This is a genomic window from Ignatzschineria indica, from assembly GCF_003121925.1.
Classification (GTDB): domain Bacteria; phylum Pseudomonadota; class Gammaproteobacteria; order Cardiobacteriales; family Wohlfahrtiimonadaceae; genus Ignatzschineria; species Ignatzschineria indica.
Genome location: NZ_QEWR01000004.1, coordinates 135,114 through 156,617, shown reverse-complemented (window position 1 = coordinate 156,617; position 21,504 = coordinate 135,114). Strand labels below are relative to the sequence as shown.

19 protein-coding genes are annotated in these 21,504 nt (G+C 45.2%); 8 read left to right on the top strand and 11 right to left on the bottom strand.

Going from position 1 to position 21,504, the window contains the following annotated elements; all coding sequences use genetic code 11:
- Window positions 1–15: 15 nt before the first annotated feature.
- The 8 genes from nuoH to ndhC are packed head-to-tail and all read right to left on the bottom strand — an operon-like array spanning window position 16 to window position 8,046.
- Window positions 16–1,068 carry an NADH-quinone oxidoreductase subunit NuoH gene (gene nuoH, locus DC082_RS08130; protein WP_094567542.1) on the bottom strand — a complete coding sequence of 351 codons (1,053 nt, stop codon included), beginning with the start codon at window positions 1,066–1,068 and terminating at the stop codon, window positions 16–18.
- The gene (nuoG, locus tag DC082_RS08125) at window positions 1,069–3,402 is read right to left on the bottom strand and encodes an NADH-quinone oxidoreductase subunit NuoG (RefSeq protein ID WP_109236547.1); all 2,334 of its coding nucleotides are present in this window, start codon (window positions 3,400–3,402) and stop codon (window positions 1,069–1,071) included.
- A complete protein-coding gene (gene nuoF / locus DC082_RS08120; RefSeq protein ID WP_094567544.1) occupies window positions 3,402–4,688 on the bottom strand; it encodes an NADH-quinone oxidoreductase subunit NuoF in 1,287 nt (428 codons plus the stop codon). The genes nuoG and nuoF overlap by 1 nt, the downstream gene beginning before the upstream one ends.
- The gene (locus tag DC082_RS08115; protein ID WP_094567545.1) at window positions 4,688–5,209 is read right to left on the bottom strand and encodes an NADH-quinone oxidoreductase subunit NuoE family protein; all 522 of its coding nucleotides are present in this window, start codon (window positions 5,207–5,209) and stop codon (window positions 4,688–4,690) included. Before DC082_RS08115 ends, nuoF begins: the two co-directional genes overlap by 1 nt.
- Before the next feature lie 32 nt (window positions 5,210–5,241).
- Entirely contained in the window at window positions 5,242–6,498 is a 1,257-nt protein-coding gene (locus DC082_RS08110) for an NADH-quinone oxidoreductase subunit D (protein ID WP_109236687.1), read from the bottom strand.
- A 12-nt stretch (window positions 6,499–6,510) separates the two neighbouring features.
- Window positions 6,511–7,209, bottom strand: a complete 699-nt coding sequence (locus tag DC082_RS08105) for an NADH-quinone oxidoreductase subunit C (protein WP_109236546.1) — start codon at window positions 7,207–7,209, stop codon at window positions 6,511–6,513.
- Between the two features lie 7 nt (window positions 7,210–7,216).
- Window positions 7,217–7,702, bottom strand: coding sequence for a NuoB/complex I 20 kDa subunit family protein (locus DC082_RS08100; protein ID WP_094567547.1), 486 nt, complete (start codon window positions 7,700–7,702; stop codon window positions 7,217–7,219).
- Window positions 7,693–8,046, bottom strand: coding sequence for an NADH-quinone oxidoreductase subunit A (gene ndhC, locus DC082_RS08095; protein ID WP_094567548.1), 354 nt, complete (start codon window positions 8,044–8,046; stop codon window positions 7,693–7,695). The genes DC082_RS08100 and ndhC overlap by 10 nt, the downstream gene beginning before the upstream one ends.
- Before the next feature lie 202 nt (window positions 8,047–8,248).
- Here ndhC and DC082_RS08090 point away from each other — a divergent pair, with 202 nt between their 5' ends.
- From DC082_RS08090 to DC082_RS08080, 3 genes are all read left to right on the top strand, one after another.
- The gene (locus tag DC082_RS08090; protein ID WP_109236545.1) at window positions 8,249–9,466 is read left to right on the top strand and encodes a M20 metallopeptidase family protein; all 1,218 of its coding nucleotides are present in this window, start codon (window positions 8,249–8,251) and stop codon (window positions 9,464–9,466) included.
- Window positions 9,467–9,549: 83 nt separating this feature from the next.
- Window positions 9,550–10,551, top strand: a complete 1,002-nt coding sequence (gene hemB / locus DC082_RS08085) for a porphobilinogen synthase (protein ID WP_109236544.1) — start codon at window positions 9,550–9,552, stop codon at window positions 10,549–10,551.
- A gap of 32 nt (window positions 10,552–10,583) precedes the next feature.
- The gene (locus DC082_RS08080; protein WP_109236543.1) at window positions 10,584–12,293 is read left to right on the top strand and encodes a proline--tRNA ligase; all 1,710 of its coding nucleotides are present in this window, start codon (window positions 10,584–10,586) and stop codon (window positions 12,291–12,293) included.
- Window positions 12,294–12,544: 251 nt separating this feature from the next.
- Here DC082_RS08080 and tsaB read toward each other — a convergent pair whose 3' ends face one another.
- Genes tsaB through ettA form a run of 3 tightly spaced genes read right to left on the bottom strand, consistent with a single transcriptional unit; the run spans window position 12,545 to window position 15,177 of the window.
- Window positions 12,545–13,324 (bottom strand): tRNA (adenosine(37)-N6)-threonylcarbamoyltransferase complex dimerization subunit type 1 TsaB, encoded by a 780-nt coding sequence (gene tsaB / locus DC082_RS08075; protein WP_094567552.1) that lies wholly within the window; start codon window positions 13,322–13,324, stop codon window positions 12,545–12,547.
- A 2-nt stretch (window positions 13,325–13,326) separates the two neighbouring features.
- Window positions 13,327–13,494, bottom strand: a complete 168-nt coding sequence (locus DC082_RS08070; protein ID WP_094567553.1) for a zinc-finger domain-containing protein — start codon at window positions 13,492–13,494, stop codon at window positions 13,327–13,329.
- A gap of 12 nt (window positions 13,495–13,506) precedes the next feature.
- Window positions 13,507–15,177 carry an energy-dependent translational throttle protein EttA gene (ettA, locus tag DC082_RS08065; protein ID WP_109236542.1) on the bottom strand — a complete coding sequence of 557 codons (1,671 nt, stop codon included), beginning with the start codon at window positions 15,175–15,177 and terminating at the stop codon, window positions 13,507–13,509.
- Between the two features lie 480 nt (window positions 15,178–15,657).
- Here ettA and DC082_RS08060 point away from each other — a divergent pair, with 480 nt between their 5' ends.
- The 5 genes from DC082_RS08060 to ugpE all read left to right on the top strand — a co-directional run bounded on the left by DC082_RS08060 (window position 15,658) and on the right by ugpE (window position 21,443).
- Window positions 15,658–16,626, top strand: a complete 969-nt coding sequence (locus DC082_RS08060; protein ID WP_109236541.1) for a quinone oxidoreductase family protein — start codon at window positions 15,658–15,660, stop codon at window positions 16,624–16,626.
- A gap of 568 nt (window positions 16,627–17,194) precedes the next feature.
- The gene (locus DC082_RS08055; RefSeq protein WP_109236540.1) at window positions 17,195–18,058 is read left to right on the top strand and encodes a sulfite exporter TauE/SafE family protein; all 864 of its coding nucleotides are present in this window, start codon (window positions 17,195–17,197) and stop codon (window positions 18,056–18,058) included.
- 231 nt (window positions 18,059–18,289) lie between these two features.
- Window positions 18,290–19,609, top strand: coding sequence for a sn-glycerol-3-phosphate ABC transporter substrate-binding protein UgpB (gene ugpB / locus DC082_RS08050; RefSeq protein ID WP_109236539.1), 1,320 nt, complete (start codon window positions 18,290–18,292; stop codon window positions 19,607–19,609).
- A gap of 110 nt (window positions 19,610–19,719) precedes the next feature.
- Window positions 19,720–20,595: a sn-glycerol-3-phosphate ABC transporter permease UgpA gene (ugpA, locus tag DC082_RS08045; RefSeq protein ID WP_109236538.1), complete on the top strand. Its 876-nt coding sequence runs from the start codon at window positions 19,720–19,722 to the stop codon at window positions 20,593–20,595.
- Between the two features lie 2 nt (window positions 20,596–20,597).
- Window positions 20,598–21,443, top strand: coding sequence for a sn-glycerol-3-phosphate ABC transporter permease UgpE (ugpE, locus tag DC082_RS08040; RefSeq protein ID WP_109236537.1), 846 nt, complete (start codon window positions 20,598–20,600; stop codon window positions 21,441–21,443).
- Window positions 21,444–21,504: the final 61 nt, after the last annotated feature.

Here is a 21,504-nt window from a genome sequence, read left to right as displayed (position 1 = left end):
TTCCTACCTATTCCTTTAAAACCATGGTTTTAGACCGACGCCGTACATTACGAGTACTACCGCAATCCACACAAGAGCTATCGGAATAAAGAATTTCCAACCTAGACGCATAATCTGGTCATATCGGTAACCGGGGAAGGTTGCACGAACCCAGATCATCGCAAAGAGGAAAAAGGCCATTTTGATAATCATCCAGAAGATGCTATCTGTCGCAAGTAATGAAAGAACAGGAATATTCTCTATCGCTTCTACGCCAGAGAGCGGTGCAAGCCATCCACCAAAGAAGAGCAAGCTCATCAATGCAGAGACCAAAATCATATTGGTATATTCTGCAAGGTAGAAGGTCACAAAGCCCGTTCCTGAATACTCCGTAAAGTATCCCGCAACAATCTCTGATTCCCCTTCCGTCACCTCAAAAGGCGCACGATTTAACTCTGCAAGACCGGCAATAAAGTAGATGACAGCCATTGGCAGAAGTGGAATAAAGTACCAATTGATCAGACCGAGTGATCCCCCTTGCCCTTTAACGATTTCGGTAAAGTTAAGGCTACCTGAGATCATCACCACCGTGATTAAAGCAAATCCTAACGCTAACTCATAAGAGACCACTTGCGCCGCACTACGAATGGCGCCGAAGATCGCAAACTTTGAGTTAGAACTCCAACCTGCCATTAATGACGCATAGACGCCAAGAGAGGTCATCGCCAAAATATAGAGGATTGCAGAATCCATCGAGGAGCTAACCCAGCCATCATTGAAAGGAACAACTGCCCACACACCAAATGCTGTTGTTACCGCAATAAATGGTGCAATAAGGAACATTGTCTTATTCGCAGCTGATGGAATGATAAACTCTTTAAAGAGCATCTTTAAAAGATCCGCAAATGGTTGGAGAAGCCCTTTAGGACCTACTCTATTAGGGCCTAAACGGATATGCATATAACCCAAAACTTTACGCTCTGCAAAGGTTAGATATGCCACCGATAGAACGATTGGCAAAAAGATGACCAATGTTTTTATCAGAGCCCACACAAGCGGATAGTGAATAATCGCCATTACGGTATCCATCTAATTTGCCCCCTTAATTGATTGATAAAACTTCGTGGTTCCTGCATATTCTGTAGGAATACGAACACAGCCCTCTGCTACCTTCTCCGATACTCTCGAAAGGAAGGTATTTTCACTATTGAGTAGAGGCATTACTGCACTCTCATCATTTGCGTTATTAAAGGCAATACGGGCACGCTTCGCTAAAGGTGTCTTCTGAAGTGCAACACCTCGTCTAACATAAGCATCTGTTGAGTAGAGAGAAGTTGTCGGTACTGCTAACAGACCCTCTTTCTTCAATGCTCGATAGTCAAAGGAGACTCCTGAAACCTTATTTTGGTTCTCTACTAATTTTGCGCCATTCTCCGCTTTCCACTTCGTTAGAAGCTCATCAGAAGAGATGTAATCGAAGCCATCGATCTCAAAATGGTTACCTAAAACACGTAAAATCTTCCAGATAGGACGCGCTTCACCATGTGGGAGCGATGCAGCTTGTAATGTCTGTAACGTTCCCTCAAGGTTAACGTAACTTCCTGAGGTCTCTGTCCAAGCAGCTCCCGGAAGAATGACATTTGCAACTGACTTTAATGTCTCGCTAGCAAATGGGGTAATTGCAACGACAGCTTCAGCAGTTTGCAGTGCATCGAGCGCTAATTTTGACTCAACAAAATCAGATTCTGGATCGATAGCGCCGACTAAGAGGTAAGCTTTTAAAGGAGAAGCTAACATCGTAGCACTATTGCTGCCTTCTGTTGTTAATGCCGTTAATGCCGCGCCTGAACTATTTGATCCTGGCGTGAAGTAACCGAGTTTCGCACCAGTTAAACGCGCAAGCTCAGCACTTAATGCACGGATTGTTGCAAATTGTGGATGGCTAATTGCATCATGCCCTAAAACGATCCACTCACGCTCCCCTTTGAGGAACTGCTCGGCAATTGAGATCACCGCATCTTCATTGATTGAATCGCTATTGATCACAGAAATAAGCTCTGTACGAACTGACTCACCCTTCATATTGGCAACTTTCGCCACAACTGCCGCAAGCTCACTCACCCAATCAAAAGGATGTGCAATAATCTCGGCATGGAAAGGATGAAGTTGATCTGCGCTATAAGATCCTAAGAAGGAGACTTTTGCACCCTTCTTCACCGCATCACGAAGACGAATCGCTAAAACAGGCACCTCCATACGTGGATCAGCACCTACGAGAAGTACTGAGTCGAGCTCATTTACTTCTGGAATAGAGAGTCCTAATGCACGGAAAGTCGGCTCTGCACGCTCACCACTAAAATCTCTCTGTGTAAAGCGATAATCGACATTCTTAATACCTAAGCCCGCCTGCAACTCTTTAACTAATTGCATCTCTTCAAGGGTTGCCATCGGTGAGACAAAGATTCCTACCTGATCTGCACCATATTTTTCAATCGCGCCTTCGATCAGAAGTTTTGTCGCTTTTAAAGCATCATCCCATGAGCTCTTAACCAATTCACCTTGACCATTATCTAAAAGTGGATGTGCTGCACGATCATCACTTGAGAGCGCTTCATAACTGAAACGATCACGATCTGAAATCCATGGCTCATTGATCTCATCATTACGGCGAGAAACAACACGTGCCACCTTACCGCGAAGGGTATGAATCTCCGTATTGGTGCCTAGCCCATCATGCATGCTGATAGAGTCATGATTCATATATTCCCATGGACGCGCTCCATATTTTGAAGGCTTCGCCGTTAACGCACCAACAGGACAGATATCGATAATATTGCCCGAAACTTCAGAGACTAAGGCATGTTTAATATAGGTTGTGATCTCTAGGCGATCACCACGATCAACGCCCCCCAATTCACGCATGCCGGCAATCTCATCACCAAAGCGAACGCAACGGGTACATTGGATACAGCGATTCATAAAGGTCTCAACTAAAGGACCGATATTGATCTTTTCAACATGGCGCTTCTCTTCAATATAGAGCGATCGATTTTGCCCATACTCTGCTGAGAAATCTTGTAATTCACACTCGCCCCCTTGGTCACAGATAGGACAATCAAGCGGGTGATTAATTAACAAGAATTCCATAATTGCTTTTTGTGCTGCACGCGCTTTCTCATTACGTGTGCGAACAATCATGCCATCCATAATGGGGGTTGCACATGCAGGTGCCGGTTTTGGCATCCGCTCAACATCCACAAGGCACATACGGCAACTCGCCGCAATGGATAATTTATCGTGATAACAGAAGCGAGGAATAGTGATTCCTTCACGATCTGCCACTTCAATCAACATTGTTCCGGCGGGTGCTTGAAACTCTTTACCATCGATATTAACGGTAAACATCTTCACTTCATTACTCATTATTTCGCCCCCTCAACCATACTTCTGCCATGTTCAATATAGTATTTGAACTCTTCAGGGAAGTGCTTAACAAAGCTGAGTACCGGCATAGCAGCTGCATCACCAAGCGCACAGATTGTTCGACCTCCAATATTGTTGGCAACATGAACAAGACGGTCGAGATCTTCTGGACGCCCTTCCCCTTTGAGGATGCGATCCATAATTCTAAATAACCAGCCTGTTCCCTCACGACAAGGCGTACATTGTCCGCACGATTCGCTAAAGTAGAAGCTCGACAATGTGCGCAATGCCTTAACCATGTCGGTTGTCTCATCCATGACGATCACCGCACCTGAACCCATCATCGATCCCGCTTTTTTCGCGATCGAATCGTAATCCATATTGGTCTCCATCATAATATGACCTGGGACGACAGGAACTGATGATCCTCCTGGAATAACCGCCTTAATTTTACGACCTTTCCAGATACCACCGGCAAGCTCTAAGAGATCTTTAAAAGGGGTTCCCATCGGGATCTCATAGTTTCCTGGCTTTTCCACATGTCCTGAGATGGAGAAGATCTTCTGTCCACCTGCACCTGGAATCCCATGCTCCTTAAACCAATCGGCACCATTGCGAATAATGCGACCGACAGATGAGAGCGACTCACAGTTATTGATCGTGGTCGGCTTACCATAGAGACCGACTGCCGCTGGGAAAGGTGGCTTAAAGCGCGGTTGCCCTTTCTTCCCTTCGAGGGATTCAAGAAGCGCCGTCTCCTCACCACAGATATAAGCTCCCGCACCCAATGCGCCATAGAGCTCAATGGAGATACCCGTTCCTTGGATATTTTGCCCAATTAAACCGGCATCACGTGCTTCTTGCACTGCCGCTTCAAAACGTTTGAAAGGCTCTTCGCTAAACTCTCCACGCATATAGTTGTAACCCACTTTCGCACCGATAGCGTAGGCGGCAATCGCCATCCCTTCCACCAATGCATGAGGGTTAAAACGGAGGATATCCCTATCTTTACAGGTGCCCGGCTCTGACTCATCCGAGTTACAGACAAGGTAGCTACTACCATCATCATTCTTCGGCATAAAGCTCCACTTCACACCCGTTGGGAAGCCTGCGCCCCCACGACCACGAAGCTCAGAAGCCTTCACCATCTCAATGACTTCCTCTTTAGAGAGTTCCCCTCTTAATATCTTTTTCCACCCGTCGTAGCCCCCTAAGCTCAAGTAGGTCTCGAGAGACCAAGGCTTATCGTGCCCGAGAGTGAAGTAACAAACTTCGTTTTGTACCATTAGTTTGCCTCTTTATTATCTGCTCTTGATTCGATACGGTCGAGAATCTCATCAATCTTCTCAATCGTTAAGTTCTCATGATACTCGTGGTTGATCAGTGCCGCGGGCGCTGCTGTACATGCCGCAATACATTCATCCTCATTCTTAAGCGAAAAAAGACCGTCAGGAGTTGACTCCCCGGCCTTAATACCTAAACGTTGCTCTACATGCGCTAAAATCTCTTCTCCGCCACGAAGCATACAGGAGATATTAGTACAGATCATAATGGCATTTTTACCACATGGTTTCGTTTCGAAATTGGAGTAAAAGGAAGCGACCTCATAGACCGCAATAGGAGGCAACTCCAGATAATCTGCAATTGCATCCATAATCTCAACCGTTAAATAACCACCATTTTCATGTTGAGCTTCACGCAGTGCAGCAAGGAGCGCTGATTGCTTCCGATCTTCAGGGAAGCGTGCGAGCCAGCGATCAATCTCTGCTCTCGTATGGCTACTTAATATACTTTCTCTATTTTTCATCTTAGCTACTCTATACTCTGTAATTGATTAAACTAGCGGTCAATATCCCCAAACACCATGTCTTGTGTTCCCAGTATTGCAACTAAGTCAGATAACATATGGCGTTTTGCCATCTCTTCTGTTGCGGAGATATGGGCAAATCCTGGCGCTCTCAATTTCACGCGATAGGGCTTATTGGCACCATCAGAGACGAGATAGACACCGAACTCCCCTTTAGGATGTTCTACAGCGGCATAAGCTTCCCCTTCAGGAACGCAGAAGCCCTCTGTAAAGACCTTAAATTGTTGAATAAGTGATTCCATGCCCTCTTTAACATCCCGTCTTTGCGGAATAGTGACACGGCTATCGGTACTCATTACAGGACCTTTGTTTTCACGGAGCCACTTAATACATTGCATCATCAAGTGTGCTGACTGCTCCATCTCTTCAAGTCTTACCAAGAAGCGATCATAACAGTCACCATTAACGCCCACAGGAACTTCAAAGTCGAGTTGGTCATAGACAGAGTAAGGTTGTGTTTTACGAAGATCCCATGCAACTCCTGAACCACGAAGCATTGGACCTGTAAATCCTAATTCAATAGCTCTCTCAGCGGAGACTGCACCGATACCAACAACACGCCCCTTCCAGATACGGTTACCCACAAGTAAGTTGCGATACTCCACCATATTCTGCTTTAAGAAGCGCTCACAGAAATCTTCTAAATAATCGAGAACATCCCCCTGACGCGCCGCGTTGATTCGCTCAAGTTTCTTCTTCGATCTAAACTTGCTCGGCTCATATCTTGGCATTGTATCGGGAAGATCTTTCGCAACGCCTCCAACACGGTAGTAGAAAGGATGGATTCGCGCACCAGTAATCGCCTCTTGAGCATCATAGAGCTCCTCACGATCACGGAAACAGTAGAGAAGCATCGCCATCGCACCTAAGTCATGACCATGTGCCCCTAACCACATTAAGTGGTTCATAATTCGGGTCGCTTCATCCATCAATACACGAATATATTGCGCACGAATCGGTACTTCAATTCCCAGTAGCTTCTCAACAGCTAAAACAAATGCATGTTCGTTATTTAAGCATGAACAGTAATCTAAACGGTCGAGATAACCGATCGATTGTGTATAGGGTTTCGCCTCCATCAACTTCTCAGTCCCACGATGGAGTAGACCGATATGAACGTCAGCACGCTCAACCGTTTCCCCTCGAAGCTCAAGGATCATCCGCATTACACCATGGGCTGCCGGATGTTGAGGTCCGAAGTTAATTGTATAGTTTTCAATATTTGTCATTGTTGTCATCTCTTACCCCTTACGAATCATACGTGGAATATTGACGCGTGACTCAATCGAAACCGGTTGATAGACCACACGGCGTAACTCTTCATCATAGATCACTTCCACATTTCCCGTCAGTGGGAAATCTTTACGAAGCGGGTGACCAATAAATCCATAATCCGTTAAGATTCGACGAAGGTCTGGGTGATTCTTGAAGGCGATACCAAACATATCGAACACTTCGCGTTCATACCAGTTAGCGCCACTCCAGATATCAGTTACAGAATCGAGCATGGGGATCACATTATTCTGTTCACCATCGAGATAACATTTCACACGAAGGCGAGCGTTATGAGTCAATGAGAGAAGGTGATAGACAACAGCAAAACGTTCATTCATCGACGCTTTATAAGCTGTCGCTTCAAGGTGATTGCCGGCACGACCCACCGCTTGTGGTGTTGTCCCACGGCTAAAACCATGATTGGAGGCTTCCACATCCCACTCAGTTAAGCCATAGGCAGCATAATCAACAGCGGTGATATCGGTGACCTGCTCAAACTTCAAGGCATCATTGTGTGCCAATTGCGCCATCACTTCATGCACATTTTTCGGGTCGATCGTAATCGTTAACTCACCATATGCCAGAACCGATTTTAAGATCTTATCGCCAAGCGTACTCTCTAATGTCTCGAGGAGCTCTTCTGGATTTCTAATAAATTTAGCCATCTTACACCTACCCTAATCTTGCAATCGTGCTAGTTCTCTTAATCTTATCGTGGAGACGTAAGATACCAAACATCAATGCTTCTGCTGTCGGTGGACAACCTGGCACATAGACATCTACCGGGACGACACGATCTGATCCTCTTACCACAGAGTAGGAGTAGTGATAATATCCCCCACCATTTGCGCAAGAACCCATAGAGATCACCCATTTTGGATCTGGCATCTGATCGTAGACTTTACGAAGTGGAATCGCCATCTTGTTTGTCAATGTTCCAGCAATAATCATTAGATCTGATTGTCTTGGAGAGGCTCTAAAGACCGCGCCCCCAAATCTATCTAAGTCATATCTTGCAGCACCCACATGCATCATCTCCAATGCACAACATGCAAGACCAAAGGTCACAGGCCATAAGGAACCTGTCCTCGCCCAGTTAATTGCTGAATCGAGAGTTGTTGTGACAAACCCCTCTTCTAATCTAGCTTCTAATCCCATTCAAGCGCTCCCTTCTTCCACTCATACGCAAAACCGACTGTCAATAAAACCAGAAAAACTACCACAGCCATAATGCCGGGTAGTCCAATCAGTTTCATGGCGGTCGCCCAAGGTATCAGGAAGATTAACTCTAAGTCGAAAATAATAAAAAGAATTGCGATAAGAAAGAAGCGGACATCGAACTTCATACGGGCATCTTCAAATGCCTCAAATCCGCTCTCATATGGAGATAGCTTTTCAGCGTTAGGGGCGTTCGGCCCTAAAAAGTATCCAAGGGCTACCAGAATGCCGGCGAAGACAATACTGAAGCCTACAAAGACCGCTACAGGAAGATATTCCATCATAGCCAATTTTCCTCCAAGACTTTGATTTTACTCATCAATTGATATAAACAAGTGCAAAGCCTACCCGACTCGCCACCGAATATGCTTCAAAACACTGACATGAAATTGTATCCTAACCCCACTATACTAATGGATTAATGGACAAAATTAAAGTTTATCGTCAATTATACTTTCCTGATACTTATCCCAATTGGAGACCGCTATGAACAACAATGACCGCATCTCAAGACTCCTTAAAAACCCCGATTCTCCGCTCATACAATTTCTCAAGGAGAATGATGCGAAGTTCAGAGCATTACGTCAAAAATTACATAGTTACCCTGAGCTCTCCCGCGAGGAATTTAATACCGCAAAATTGATCGAGGACAAACTTCACGCTTGGAATATTCCCACAGAGCGCCTTACTGAGACAGGTGTGATTGGGATTTTACAGAAAGGGGATTATGAAAATGCACCCCGTGTAGCGCTTCGAGCTGATACTGACGCGCTCCCAATCACCGAGAAAGGGGATCATCCTCACTGCTCGAAAGTTCCCGGCGTTATGCATGCTTGTGGCCATGATGGACATACGACAATGCTCCTTGCGGCCGCTAAGTATCTCGCTTTAGAGGCAGAATTTGATGGCACCATTATCTTTATCTTCCAGCCTGATGAAGAGGATCAAGCTGGTGCTCGCCGAATGGTAGAGGCGGGTCTTTTTGAGAAGTTTCCTGTTGATGCTGTCTATGCGATGCATAACTTTCCCGGAGCTAAGCAGGGAGAGATTCTGATCCGCAAAGGACCTCAGATGGCGGGAACTTGTGAGGTTCATATCGATATCTTCTCCAAAGGAGGGCATGCTGCCCATCCCTATCAGACAACTGACTCCGTTCTTGTCGCCTCTGAAGTGGTGGTCGGTCTGCAATCGATTATCTCACGCAATATCTCCGGGATCGATTCTGCCGTCATTACCATCGGTTCGATCCATGGGGGACATGCCAATAATGTCATCCCCAATAAGGTCTCGCTCTTAGGGACCCTTCGCTACTTTGATCTTGAGGTTCGAGATCGTATTAAAGCACGCATCAAACAGTTAACAGAAGGGATCTGTAGCGCCTATGGCGCCACCTGTGAAGTGCGTCTGATCGATGGCTATATTCCGACGATCAATCACGATAGAGAGACAGAGATCGCCATAGAGGCGGTCGATAAGTTGATTGCAGAAGATTCTATTATCCGAAACAAGGTGCCATCCATGGGCGCTGAAGATTTCGGCTTTATGCTTCATGCTTGCCCCGGCGCCTATTTCTATATTGGCAATGATCGAGATCATCAATTTGTTGGTCTTCATACCGACCAATATGACTTTAATGATGACAATATCCTGATCGGTGGCGCACTCTGGAGTGAACTTGCCCTGCACTTCCTAAAGCATCGATAAGCGCACACCCCATCACAGTTAAATAACTAAAAATAGACAACATTGAAAATGATATACTATTCACCTTTGCAAGGAGGAAGCATATGAATATCACAAAACCCCTATATCGCCCCCGCAGAATGCGCCGTAATCTTGCGATTCGCCAACTCGTCCAAGAGAGCTTTTTCGATCTTAACGATCTGATCTGCCCTATCTTTGTGGAAGAGAATATTGAAGAGAAGGTAGAAATTAAGACTCTTCCTGGCGTCTATCGCTATCCTGAAAAAGATTTAGCAAAAGAGGTGGCTGAGTTACAAGCATTAGGAATCCGCTACATTATGCCCTTTGGTATCTCCCATCATAAAGATGAGAGCGGTAGCGATACTTGGGAAGAGAATGGTTTCCTTGCACGTATGATTCGCACTATTCGTCAAACAGCACCTGAAATGATTATTATTCCCGATATCTGTTTCTGTGAATATACCTCACATGGACATTGTGGCGTAATCTGCGATGGTGAGGTTGATAATGACGCTACGATTGAAAATTTAGCCAAACAGGCTGTCACGGCGGCACGAGCGGGTGCCGATATTTTAGCCCCTTCAGCCATGATGGATGGTCAAATTCGCGCCATTCGTGAAGCGCTCGATGCTGCCGGCTTTGAACATGTCGGAATCTTAGCGCATGCGATCAAATTCTCTTCAGCTTTCTATGGCCCTTTCCGCGAGGCAGTTAACTCAGAGCTGAGCGGTAACCGTAATGGCTATCAGGCTGACTTTGCCAATGGACGCCAAGCGATGATTGAAGCAGCGCTTGATGAAGAGGAAGGTGCCGATATCCTTATGGTGAAACCGGGAACCCCTTATCTCGATCTTTTAGCGCGCTTACGCGAGAGAACTGATCTACCACTTGCATCCTATCAAGTCGGAGGGGAGTATGCCGCTATCAAATTTGCAGCACTTGCCGGCGCATTAGATGAAAAAGCAGTGGTTGCAGAGACACTCATTGGATTTAAACGTGCAGGGGCAGATATGATTGTCAGCTACTACACAAAAGAGGTAGCAACTTGGTTGAAAAATGGAGAGATCTCCAGCCTCAGCCGATAAGATCAATTGATCGGAGGATCTTTTATTACTATATGAAAACAAGTCAATTTTTAATCAACACACTCCGCGATACACCTAATGATGCGGAGATTAAATCACACCAATTGATGCTTCGTGCCGGCCTTATTCGCCGTGTTACTTCAGGAATCTATAGCTGGAGTCCTCTTGGGCTTCGCGTTCTGAAGAAGACAGAAGCTATTGTTCGTGAAGAGATGAATAATGCCGGGGCTCTAGAGATGTTGATGCCATCAGCACAGCCGGCAGAACTCTGGATTGAGTCGGGTCGTTGGGAACAATTTGGCCCTGAATTACTTCGCTTTAAGGATCGCCATACGCGTGAATATTGCCTAGGCCCTACTCACGAAGAGGTGATTACCGATTTTGCCCGTCAAGAGTTAAAGAGTTATCGTCAACTACCGATCAACTTCTATCAGATCCAGTGGAAGTTCCGTGATGAGATTCGCCCGCGCTTTGGGGTGATGCGTTCTCGTGAGTTCTTAATGAAAGATGCTTACTCCTTCCATATCGATGCAGAATCACTCGATGAGACCTACAACAAGATGTATCGCGCCTACTCTAATATCCTCGATCGCCTCGATCTTGAGTATCGCGCTGTTTTTGCTGACTCAGGTGCAATTGGTGGCAGTAAATCTCAAGAATTCCATGTGATCACACAAGCAGGTGAAGATGCGATTGTCTACTCGACGGAGTCCGACTACGCAGCGAACGTTGAAGCCGCAGAAGCGATTGCAGTAGGGACTCGAGGTGAAGCAACAAGCCCACTGAAAAAGCTTGAGACCCCTAATGTTCACTCTATCGAAGATCTAGCTAAATTCCTCAATTCGCCACCAGAGATGCATCTTAAAACCTTAATTCTCCATGGAAAAGAGGATGATGAACTCATTGCGGTCTGCCTCCGTGGCGATCATGAACTCAATGAGGTGAAGGCGGAAAATAGTGGCCTTTTCAAAACACCGCTTCAGTTTGCAACAGATGAAGAAATTGCAGAGAAACTCAATACTACACCCGGCTCTATTGGCCCGGTTAATCTCCCAATCCGTACTCTCTTTGATCGTCAAGCTGCATTGATGAGTAACTTCAGCTGTGGTGCAAATGAGACAGGATATCACTATATCGGCGTCAATATTGGCCGAGATCTCCCTGAGCCTGAGGTTCTCGATTTAAGAGAGATCAAGGTAGGCGACCCCTCTCCATGCGGTAAAGGGACCATTGCGATGGCGCGCGGCATTGAGGTAGGCCATATCTTCCAATTGGGAGACCGCTACTCAAAAGCGATGAATGCAACGGTTCTCGATCAAAATGGAAAAGCAACGGTGATGCAGATGGGTTGTTACGGCATTGGTGTGACCCGTATTGTTGCAGCCGCTATTGAACAACGCAATGATGAGGCGGGCATTATCTGGCCTAAAGCGATTGCACCTTTCACTCTCTCACTGATTCCGATGAACTATGGTAAGTCTGCCTTAGTAAAAGAGACTACCGATAAACTCTATGATGAATTGATGGCGCTTGGCATCGATGTTCTCTTAGAAGATCGCAACGTTCGTCCGGGCGAAGCATTTAGTGATCATGAGTTGATCGGCATTCCTTTCCGCATTGTTATCGGGGATCGTACCTTGAAAAATAGTGAGGTGGAGTTTAAAGCAAGAGGGGATGAAGAAGCAACAATGGTACCCCTTGATCAAATTATTCCATTTATTCAAGAGCAACTTCTCGCTTAATATGATTCATGGATGACTCATGGATCAGGCTCTAGCGCTGATCCATGATCGTTTCTCTTATCTCCCTACTCTTCTACCCTCGTATTCTCTGAGAGATGTTGAGAGGTGTTGAGAGGTGTTGAGAGGTGTTGAGAGGTGTTCAGGAATTATCAGAGACAAAAAAAGATCTACCAATAAATAATCTTGGTAGATCTTTTTATTTGAGTCCTTCTGTTAGAACCTACAGCCCTCTACGACTTATAGCTTATAGCTTATAGCTGAGATTCTTCTCGCTCTGCTTTCTCTCTCGCCTTCTCTTCTCGAAAAGCCTTCTGCTCTTCAATCGTCATTGCAATATTGTGACGAAGGTAGATCGGTGAGACTTGATCGGCATAGAGCCCTAATCCTCGATCGAGATCACGCTTAGCCAAAAGAGCGATATCTCCTGCTCGTGGATAGTGACGATCCTCTACTAACGTCACATCTAAGAGTGATGTCGCTCCCTCATCTAAGAGCCAGCCATCTCCCACGCCATAGAGCGTTACATTCTCATACTGCCCGGTCTTCGCTTCGATACTCTCTCGAATATCTTCCACCCGTGCGGAGATCTCCGCTAAGGTATTGACCTGATCCTTCTCGATAATCTTAAGATCACCCTCTTCATCAAGTCCGTAGATTGCCCAATAGACCTCATTCATCTTTGCATCGATCATCGGCATTACCAATGCATCAGGGTGCTCTTCCAAAATAGGATAGGCTAATGCCGCAAGCGTTGAGATCGGCACTATGGGCAGTTCCAGTCCGGCACCGAGCCCCTGAATAAACCCACAAGCAATCCTTAAACCGGCAAAGCTTCCCGGGCCGACCGCAAAGGCCAACCCATGAAGCTCATTAAGTTCAATCTCGGCCGCCTCTATCACCTCTTCTGTCATCGGCTTGAGAAGCTCGATATGCTTACGAGGAGCGACAGAGAGCCGTTCGACAATCTCGCCATTCACATAGACCGCTGCCGAACACGCTTCCATCGATGCATCAACTGCTAAAATTTTCATCTTTATTCAACGATATACTCTGTACTACAGTAAGGACAACGCACTTTCCCATCATGATTAGGCGCCAGATAGACGCGCGGGTGGTAACCCCATGCATCAACATCAATAGGGGGACAACAGATGGGAAGTTCCGCTTCTGTTAATTCTACTTCTTTCTGCTCTAATGCCATAATCTCAACTCCTTAGCGTGAAATCGGTTTGTACTTAATACGTTGTGGATTGTCTGCATCATCCCCTAAGCGACGGCGACGATCCGCTTCATACTCTTCGTAGTTTCCTTCAAACCATTCTACATGAGAATTTCCTTCAAAGGCTAAAATATGTGTTGCAATTCGATCGAGGAACCAACGGTCATGGGAGATAACGACGACACAGCCAGCAAAAGCTAAGATAGCATCTTCCAATGCACGCAAGGTCTCAATGTCGAGATCGTTCGTCGGTTCGTCAAGTAAAATGACATTACCGCCAGAGCGAAGCACTTTTGCCAAGTGAACACGGTTACGCTCACCTCCAGAAAGATCCTTGATAAATTTCTGCTGATCCGATCCTTTAAAGTTAAAACGACCACAATAAGCACGTGATGGGGTCTCATAGTTACCCACACGAATAATATCAGAACCTCCTGAGATCTCTTCCCAGACTGTTTTAGAACCATCTAAGGTATCACGACTCTGATCCACATATGCTAACTCAACGCTCTCCCCTACACGGAAAGTTCCCGCATCTGCTTCTAATTGACCTGTCATCAATTTAAAGAGTGTTGATTTACCGGCACCATTTGGTCCGATCACTCCCACAATTCCTCCGCGAGGAAGATTAAAGCTTAAATCTTCATAGAGAAGTTTATCCCCAAATGCTTTCGCCACACCCTGCGCTTCAATCACAAGATCACCTAAGCGAGGACCCGGTGGAATATAGATTTCCATCGTCTCATTACGCTCTTGGAACTCTTGACTCTCTAACTCTTCAAAACGAGCAAGACGCGCTTTAGATTTTGTCTGGCGACCTTTCACACCTTGACGAACCCACTCAAGCTCTTTCTTAATCGCTTTTGCACGAGACTCTTCCTGTTTTGCTTCCTGCTCTAAGCGTTTATTCTTCTGCTCAAGCCAGCTTGAATAGTTACCCTCATAAGGGATTCCGTGACCTCGGTCTAACTCCAAAATCCAGCCCGCAACATTATCTAAGAAGTAACGGTCATGCGTTACCGCAACAACAGTACCAGGATAATCGTGGAGGAATCGCTCAAGCCACGCCACAGATTCTGCATCTAAGTGGTTTGTCGGCTCATCGAGCAGCAACATATCAGGTTTTGAGAGAAGCAATTTACAGAGTGCAACTCGGCGACGCTCTCCCCCTGAAAGGGTGGCAACATCACGATCCATTGGTGGCAGGCGCAGTGCATCTGCTGCAATCTCAAGTTGACGCTCTAAGTTATGGCCATCCGTTGTCGCTAAAATCGCTTCAAGTTCAGCCTGCTTAGTAGCTAATGCATCAAAGTCTGCATCGGGTTCAGCATAAGCGGCATAGACTTTATCGAGCTCTTCTTGTGCATTCTTAATATCGCCGAGAGCTTCCTCAAGATTTCCACGAACATCGAGCGCTTCATTGAGCTTTGGCTCCTGCTCGAGATAGCCGATCTTTGTTCCAGGTTGAACACGCGCTTCCCCCTGAATATTGGTATCCACTCCTGCCATAATGCGAAGAAGTGTTGATTTACCAGCACCATTTAATCCTAAAACCCCAATTTTCGCACCAGGAAAGAAGGAGATCGAAATATCTTTTAAGATCTCTCGATTAGGCGGTACGATTTTACTGACACGATTCATCGTGTAGATAAATTGTCCTGACATATAATTTTAACCCTTATATAAAGACGACAAGATGAACGAGCGAAGGGATTCAATAAGAATCAATATAGCAATCAAAGCAGTATCACGAAAGAGAACCCTCTCTTTCCCTGCGCATCGATCCCACAATCACCCTATAAAAAGGCTCGATCACCGATCTGTTTACAAATAATTTCCCCGATATTCTACCCCATATTCCACTAAATTGATCCTCATCAGGCGAGAATTATTTCACGCACCCTGGAAAAAGAGCGCAAGCCACTTTCAGAGAATCTTCCGATAAACGCTTTATGGAGATCATAATATCTGATCCCGATTGATCTTAGTAACACCTGACATCCCCATTAACACCGTGATATGGTAAAGCGTATCCAATATTCATTCATACATTCACTAATATCAGCAATAGAATCAGCAACAAAACTTCATATAAATAGGTCGGCCAAAAATATTTGGCCACCATCATCAACAGAGGAGAAAAGAATGAGTTACCAAATTATCTTAAAAGAACAGGGAGATATCTCTAATTTTGAGAAGGTTGAAATCACCCTTCCAGCGCCAAAAGAGGGGGAGGTACGTATTGAGCAGAAAGCGATTGGGCTCAACTTTATCGATACCTACCATCGCGATGGACTCTATGCTTTAGAGACGCCCACCGTCATTGGGCAGGAGGGTGCCGGCATTATTACTGCGGTCGGGAAAAATGTCACCCAATTTAATATTGGAGATCGTGTCTGCTATGCGAGTGTTTTAGGTGCTTATGCCTCAGAACGCAATATTGCTACCGATCGCCTCATTAAAATTCCTAGTAGTATCTCTTATGAAGAGGCCGCTTCCTCCCTTATTAGAGGGGGTACAGCAAGCTATCTGCTCTTCGATCTCTTTCAACTCAAGCCGGAACATACCACTTTAATCCATGCCGGCGCCGGCGGTGTTGGCCAGATTCTGATTCAGTGGGCAAAAGCGATCGGTGCTACCGTGATCACAACAGTGAGTACTGAGGAGAAAGCAGACGTGGTTCGCGCTTTAGGAGCGGATCTTGTCATCAATTATCGTACAGAGAATTTTGTAGAAAAGGTGCGTCAATTTATCCCTGAAGGGGTTGACGTTGTCTATGATGGCGTTGGGAAAGAGACCTTTATTCCCTCGCTCGATACCTTAAAACCTTTAGGCATGATGGTCTCTTTTGGTAATGCATCAGGTGCGCCACCGGCGATCTCTCCACTCCTGCTTTTAGAGAAAGGGAGCCTCTTTCTAACGCGCCCTAACCTCAATGCCTATACCTCAACAAAAGAGCGCTATCGAACGGTGATGGATCGTTGGTTTCTTGCACTCAGCAGTGGAAAGATTAAGCTCTCTTTACAACAAAAGTTCCCATTATCGGAGGTCGGTCGTGCCCATCAAGCATTAGAGAATCGAGAGATTATCGGCTCAGCAGTTCTGATTCCTTAACGGCATTTTAGAAAGCAAAGCGTGATTTAAAACAAAATTAAGAGAGAAAGCGAGGATTCCTCGCTTCTTTTATTTCTATAAAAGATTACAATAAGAGGTTATTTCATTCTATCGATTTACATTATCTATTTAGACTATCTATCTAGGAACGCCCTTGAGAGGTGCTATGTAGAATCCCCAAAGAGCATCTAAAGGTGCGAATAACTCTTTTAACTAAAGTTGTCTAGTCAAGTTGTCTATTGAAGGCAATGATTAAGACTTAGATCACTATAAGAAGTACTTATTCACCTTATACTCATTAAATCTTATCAGTAAGATCGACTAACGGGTCTCTACAGCGATACTCTCGACAGACTTTGATAGAGTTCCTCTTATATAGATCATCTTTATAGATCCTCTTATATAGATCTTCTATTGAGATTCACTACTTGAGTAATCTCTTTAGCGAATCTCTTTAAGCGGCCTGCTTAGATTGACTGACTGAATTGACTGACTAGATGGAATGATTAGATTAACTATTTAGATGAACTATCCACCCCATCCTTAACTATGAGGTAATCTCTTAATTATGACTGAATTTATTGCGATGCTCTCCGGCGCCTTCTTTATCGGTTTTGCGGCACAGACCCACTGTGTGGGGATGTGTGGTCCGGTAATTGGTATCTTGGGAATGAACAACTCCTATAAACGTATTCCGGCAGCCATTCTCTATAACCTTGGCCGTATCTCTACCTATACCCTCTTAGGTGTATTAGGGGGATTGATTGCCGCCTCGGTCTCCGATATCACCTCAATTCAATATGTGATTCGTTATATCGCCGGGATTATTATGATCCTTATTGCGCTCCAACTCTTTGGGCTTCCCCAATTTTTAGGATTTATTGAGCGCCCCTTCCAACATATCTGGAAACCGATTCAACGCTTCTCACAACGCTTCTTCCCGATTCGAACAGCAAAAGGAACCTATCTAGTGGGGATGATCTGGGGGCTTCTCCCCTGTGGCGCGGTCTATGGTCCTCTCGCAGTGGCAATGGGTGCCGGCTCAGTCGCAAAATCTGCCGGCATTATGTTTGCTTTTGGGCTCGGAACACTCCCTATTATGTTGGGCTTAGCTATCTTTGGTAATTATATCGGCCACTTTTTTGCCAAAAAAGGAATTCGTATCCTTGCCGGCATACTCGTTTTAGCAATGGCGATCTACTATCTCGGCTGGATTGCACCGCAAGAGAAGGTAACTAAACGCGCCGCGATGGTGAGTGAGCAGACCCACAAAGTGCGAGAAGGTGAGATGAGTGCCGCAGAAGTATTAGAGCAGATGCAAAAAGGGGGAATGAGTCATGGTAAGAAGATGGAGCAAGGGGAGAACTCAATGCAAAAATCGATGAAAGATTCCATGCCGAACAACTCGGACCAAAAATCTTCGAGCCATTAATGGAAAGTTTCTCATAGAGAATCTTCTCAATAAATATTAAGAACCGAAACATTAATAATCAAAATATCAATACTATTAAGACCTTAAGCGATCGAGCCACCTTATCGGGTGTTCTGATGAACTTAAGGTCTTTTTTATACCAATTCTATCGTTGTTAAACGATTGTCATAAAGAGTTTTTATACTTCAAAAGTATTCTTAACCACATCATCGATACTTTTGAGGAGACATTATGCAACTGAAGGTTAAAAAAATCACCGCACTCTCACTACTAAGTGTTACGCTCTTTGCACAAAGTGCAGTAGCACAGACAGAGATTGAGTGGTGGCATTCAATGGATGGCGCACTCACCGATTGGGTTAATGATTTAGCTGAAGGTTTTAACGAATCCCAAACTGAATTTAGAGTCATTCCAACCTATAAAGGGGGATATGAACAATCGATGACAGCCGGAGTCGCTGCTGTTAGGGCTGGAGAGGCTCCCGATATTCTTCAGGTTTATGAAGTTGGAACCGCCTCGATGATCTATGCCGATGGTGTTACAAAATCAGTGACAGAGATTATGCAAGAAAATGGGATTCCCTTCGATCTCAATAGCTATATTCCCGCGGTAGCAAGTTACTATACGGCACCGAATGGAGAGCTGTTATCACTTCCCTTCAATAGCTCAACAACAGTAATGTACTACAATAAGGATGCGTTTAAAAAAGCAGGATTAGATGCAGACAACCCTCCTAAAACCTGGGCTGAAGTGCGTAAAGCCACTGAAACATTAAAATCCGCTGGGGTCTCCTGCCCTATGACAACTGAATGGATGGGATGGACACAGCTTGAAAGTTTCTCGGCATGGCATAATGCCCCTTACGCCTCTGAAAATAATGGTTTTGATGGCTTAGATACAGAGCTACTGATCAATAAGCCACTCCAATTACGTCACTTCAACAATCTCGATGAGATGGCAAAAGAGGGATTATTTCACTATAAAGGACGCGCAAGTGAAGCAGGCCCTGCCTTTAGGTCAGGAGAGTGTGCAATCACCTTTGGCTCTTCCGCAAGTTATGCCGGTTTGAAACGAGATGCGAAATTTGAATTTGGTGAATCGACCCTCCCCTACTATGCCGATGTTGAAGGTACTCCCCAAAATACCGTTATTGGTGGAGCAAGTCTCTGGGTGATGAATGGCAAGCCAGCAGATCATTATCGAGGCGTTGCTCAATTTTTTGATTATATCTCTCAACCTGAGATTCAAGCCGCAAGCCATATGCGTACCGGCTATCTCCCCGTCACAAAAGCTGCTTTTGAAATTACAGAAGCAAGCGGCTTCTATGAAGAAAATCCGGGTGCCAATGTGCCTGTAGAACAGATGATACGGAAAGCTACTGACAATACACGCGGTATCCGTTTAGGCAATATGCTTCAGATCCGTGCGATTGTCGATGAAGAGACAGAGCAGATCTGGACAGGGAAAAAGAGTCCAGAGGATGCTCTCAACAATATTGTTAAACGAGGCAATGAGTTACTCCGTCGCTTTGAACGCGTCAATAATCGATAATCTTCATCATTCTAAACGGGGCGATTACTAAGATCGCTTCGTTTTTTATCGCCCAAAATAATGGCGTTAACCGCTCTTCTCTATTTCCTCAATAATGAAGTTGGAAAATTATGAAACTATACTTTAAAGAGCATCGTTGGCTCCCCTGGATTCTCATTATTCCACAGCTATTGGTGATTGCTCTCTTCTTCTACTGGCCCGCTGTACAGGCGATGATTCAGAGCTTTCAGCTAGAAGATATCTTCGGTTTGAGTCGAGAGTGGGTCGGCTTTGAAAATTTTATCACCCTCTTTCAAAACCCCATCTATCGAGAAGCGATCTACACCACACTCTACTTCTCTTTTTGGGTTACATTTTTAGGCTTAACCATTGCGCTTCTACTCGCTTTCTTTATGCAGAAAGTTACAAAAGGAGTCCATCTCTACCGGACGGCGCTGATTCTTCCCTATGCGGTTTCCCCCATAGTGGTGGGGGTTCTCTGGACCTTCATGTTTGCCCCAGGATTTGGGCTCATCACCTATCTACTGAGCAAAATAGGGATCACATGGAACCATCAGCTCAATGCCAATCAAGCGATGTGGCTTGTGATTATGGCTTCTATCTGGAAGCAGATCTCCTATAACTTTCTCTTCTTCTATGCCGGACTACAAGCGATCCCTAAATCCCTCTCTGAAGCGGCAGCAATCGATGGTGCCGGCCCTTGGCGTCGATTTTTCACTATTGAATTCCCCCTCTTATGGCCGACAACCTTCTTTCTCTGCGTTATCAATATTGTCTATGTCTTCTTCGATACCTTCGCCATTATCGACGCTTTAACAGAAGGAGGCCCTGGCAATGCTACATCCACTCTGGTCTATCGTATCTACTTCGATGGCTTTAAGAGCATGAATTATGGCAGTTCCGCAGCACAATCGATCGTATTGATGGGATTTGTACTTCTCCTAACGGTCGTTCAATTTCGCTATATCGATAAGAGAGGAGCTTAAGAATGATTGAAAATCGTAAAGGACTCAAAATATTAGCGCACCTTACCATTATCATTGCGCTTCTAATGGTCTGCTTCCCTATCTATATTGCTATTATTGCTTCAACGCAGAGTGCAGAAGAGGTCGTCAATGTCCCTCTCTCACTCCTTCCTGGAGATCACTTTTGGGAGAACTATAAAGTAGCGCTATTAGGTGATGGAAAACGTAGTTCACTCTCCGCAGGGAAAATGCTCTGGATCTCTCTGGTGATGACCTTAATCATCGCCATAGGCAAAATCGCAATCTCAATCACATCGGCATTTGCAATTGTCTATTTCCGCTTTCCCGGCAGAATCATCCTCTTCTGGATTATCTTTATTACCTTGATGCTCCCCGTAGAGGTTCGTATTATTCCTACCTTTGATGTGGTAGCGAATCTACATATGCTCAATAGCTATGCCGGCTTAACGATCCCCCTCATTGCCTCGGCAACAGCAACTTTCCTCTTTCGGCAATTTTATAGCACCGTCCCCGATGAGTTATTAGAGGCAGCAAGGATCGATGGCGCTAGTGCGATGCGCTTCTTTAAAGATATTCTTCTTCCCCTCTCTACACCGACAATTGCAGCGCTCTTTGTCATTCAATTTATCTACGGCTGGAATCAGTATCTCTGGCCACTCTTAATGACAACTCGTGAAGAGATGTTCCCGATCTCGGTAGGATTACGGCAGATGATGGGATCCGGAGATGCTCTGGTCGATTGGAATATTGTGATGGCAACTACCATTTTAATGTTAATCCCGCCGATGGCAGTTATCCTCATTATGCAAAGATGGCTTGTGAAGGGATTAATCGATAGCGAAAAGTAACTGATCTTAGCAGCTAGTTGGTAAGAGCGCCGAAAAACAGTGATAAAACGGTCATAAAACG

What these genes read in the sequence shown, in the direction of transcription:
- ugpB (WP_109236539.1), top strand. Translation starts at nt 18,290, where the DNA reads ATGCAACTGAAGGTTAAAAAAATCACCGCACTCTCACTACTAAGTGTT.
- nuoF (WP_094567544.1), bottom strand. Translation starts at nt 4,688, where the DNA reads ATGGTACAAAACGAAGTTTGTTACTTCACTCTCGGGCACGATAAGCCT.
- ugpE (WP_109236537.1), top strand. Translation starts at nt 20,598, where the DNA reads ATGATTGAAAATCGTAAAGGACTCAAAATATTAGCGCACCTTACCATT.
- DC082_RS08055 (WP_109236540.1), top strand. Translation starts at nt 17,195, where the DNA reads ATGACTGAATTTATTGCGATGCTCTCCGGCGCCTTCTTTATCGGTTTT.
- DC082_RS08105 (WP_109236546.1), bottom strand. Translation starts at nt 7,209, where the DNA reads ATGGCTAAATTTATTAGAAATCCAGAAGAGCTCCTCGAGACATTAGAG.
- tsaB (WP_094567552.1), bottom strand. Translation starts at nt 13,324, where the DNA reads ATGAAAATTTTAGCAGTTGATGCATCGATGGAAGCGTGTTCGGCAGCG.
- hemB (WP_109236544.1), top strand. Translation starts at nt 9,550, where the DNA reads ATGAATATCACAAAACCCCTATATCGCCCCCGCAGAATGCGCCGTAAT.
- ugpA (WP_109236538.1), top strand. Translation starts at nt 19,720, where the DNA reads ATGAAACTATACTTTAAAGAGCATCGTTGGCTCCCCTGGATTCTCATT.
- DC082_RS08090 (WP_109236545.1), top strand. Translation starts at nt 8,249, where the DNA reads ATGAACAACAATGACCGCATCTCAAGACTCCTTAAAAACCCCGATTCT.
- DC082_RS08080 (WP_109236543.1), top strand. Translation starts at nt 10,584, where the DNA reads ATGAAAACAAGTCAATTTTTAATCAACACACTCCGCGATACACCTAAT.
- nuoH (WP_094567542.1), bottom strand. Translation starts at nt 1,068, where the DNA reads ATGGATACCGTAATGGCGATTATTCACTATCCGCTTGTGTGGGCTCTG.
- DC082_RS08110 (WP_109236687.1), bottom strand. Translation starts at nt 6,498, where the DNA reads ATGACAAATATTGAAAACTATACAATTAACTTCGGACCTCAACATCCG.
- ndhC (WP_094567548.1), bottom strand. Translation starts at nt 8,046, where the DNA reads ATGATGGAATATCTTCCTGTAGCGGTCTTTGTAGGCTTCAGTATTGTC.
- DC082_RS08060 (WP_109236541.1), top strand. Translation starts at nt 15,658, where the DNA reads ATGAGTTACCAAATTATCTTAAAAGAACAGGGAGATATCTCTAATTTT.
- DC082_RS08115 (WP_094567545.1), bottom strand. Translation starts at nt 5,209, where the DNA reads ATGAAAAATAGAGAAAGTATATTAAGTAGCCATACGAGAGCAGAGATT.
- nuoG (WP_109236547.1), bottom strand. Translation starts at nt 3,402, where the DNA reads ATGAGTAATGAAGTGAAGATGTTTACCGTTAATATCGATGGTAAAGAG.
- ettA (WP_109236542.1), bottom strand. Translation starts at nt 15,177, where the DNA reads ATGTCAGGACAATTTATCTACACGATGAATCGTGTCAGTAAAATCGTA.
- DC082_RS08100 (WP_094567547.1), bottom strand. Translation starts at nt 7,702, where the DNA reads ATGGGATTAGAAGCTAGATTAGAAGAGGGGTTTGTCACAACAACTCTC.
- DC082_RS08070 (WP_094567553.1), bottom strand. Translation starts at nt 13,494, where the DNA reads ATGGCATTAGAGCAGAAAGAAGTAGAATTAACAGAAGCGGAACTTCCC.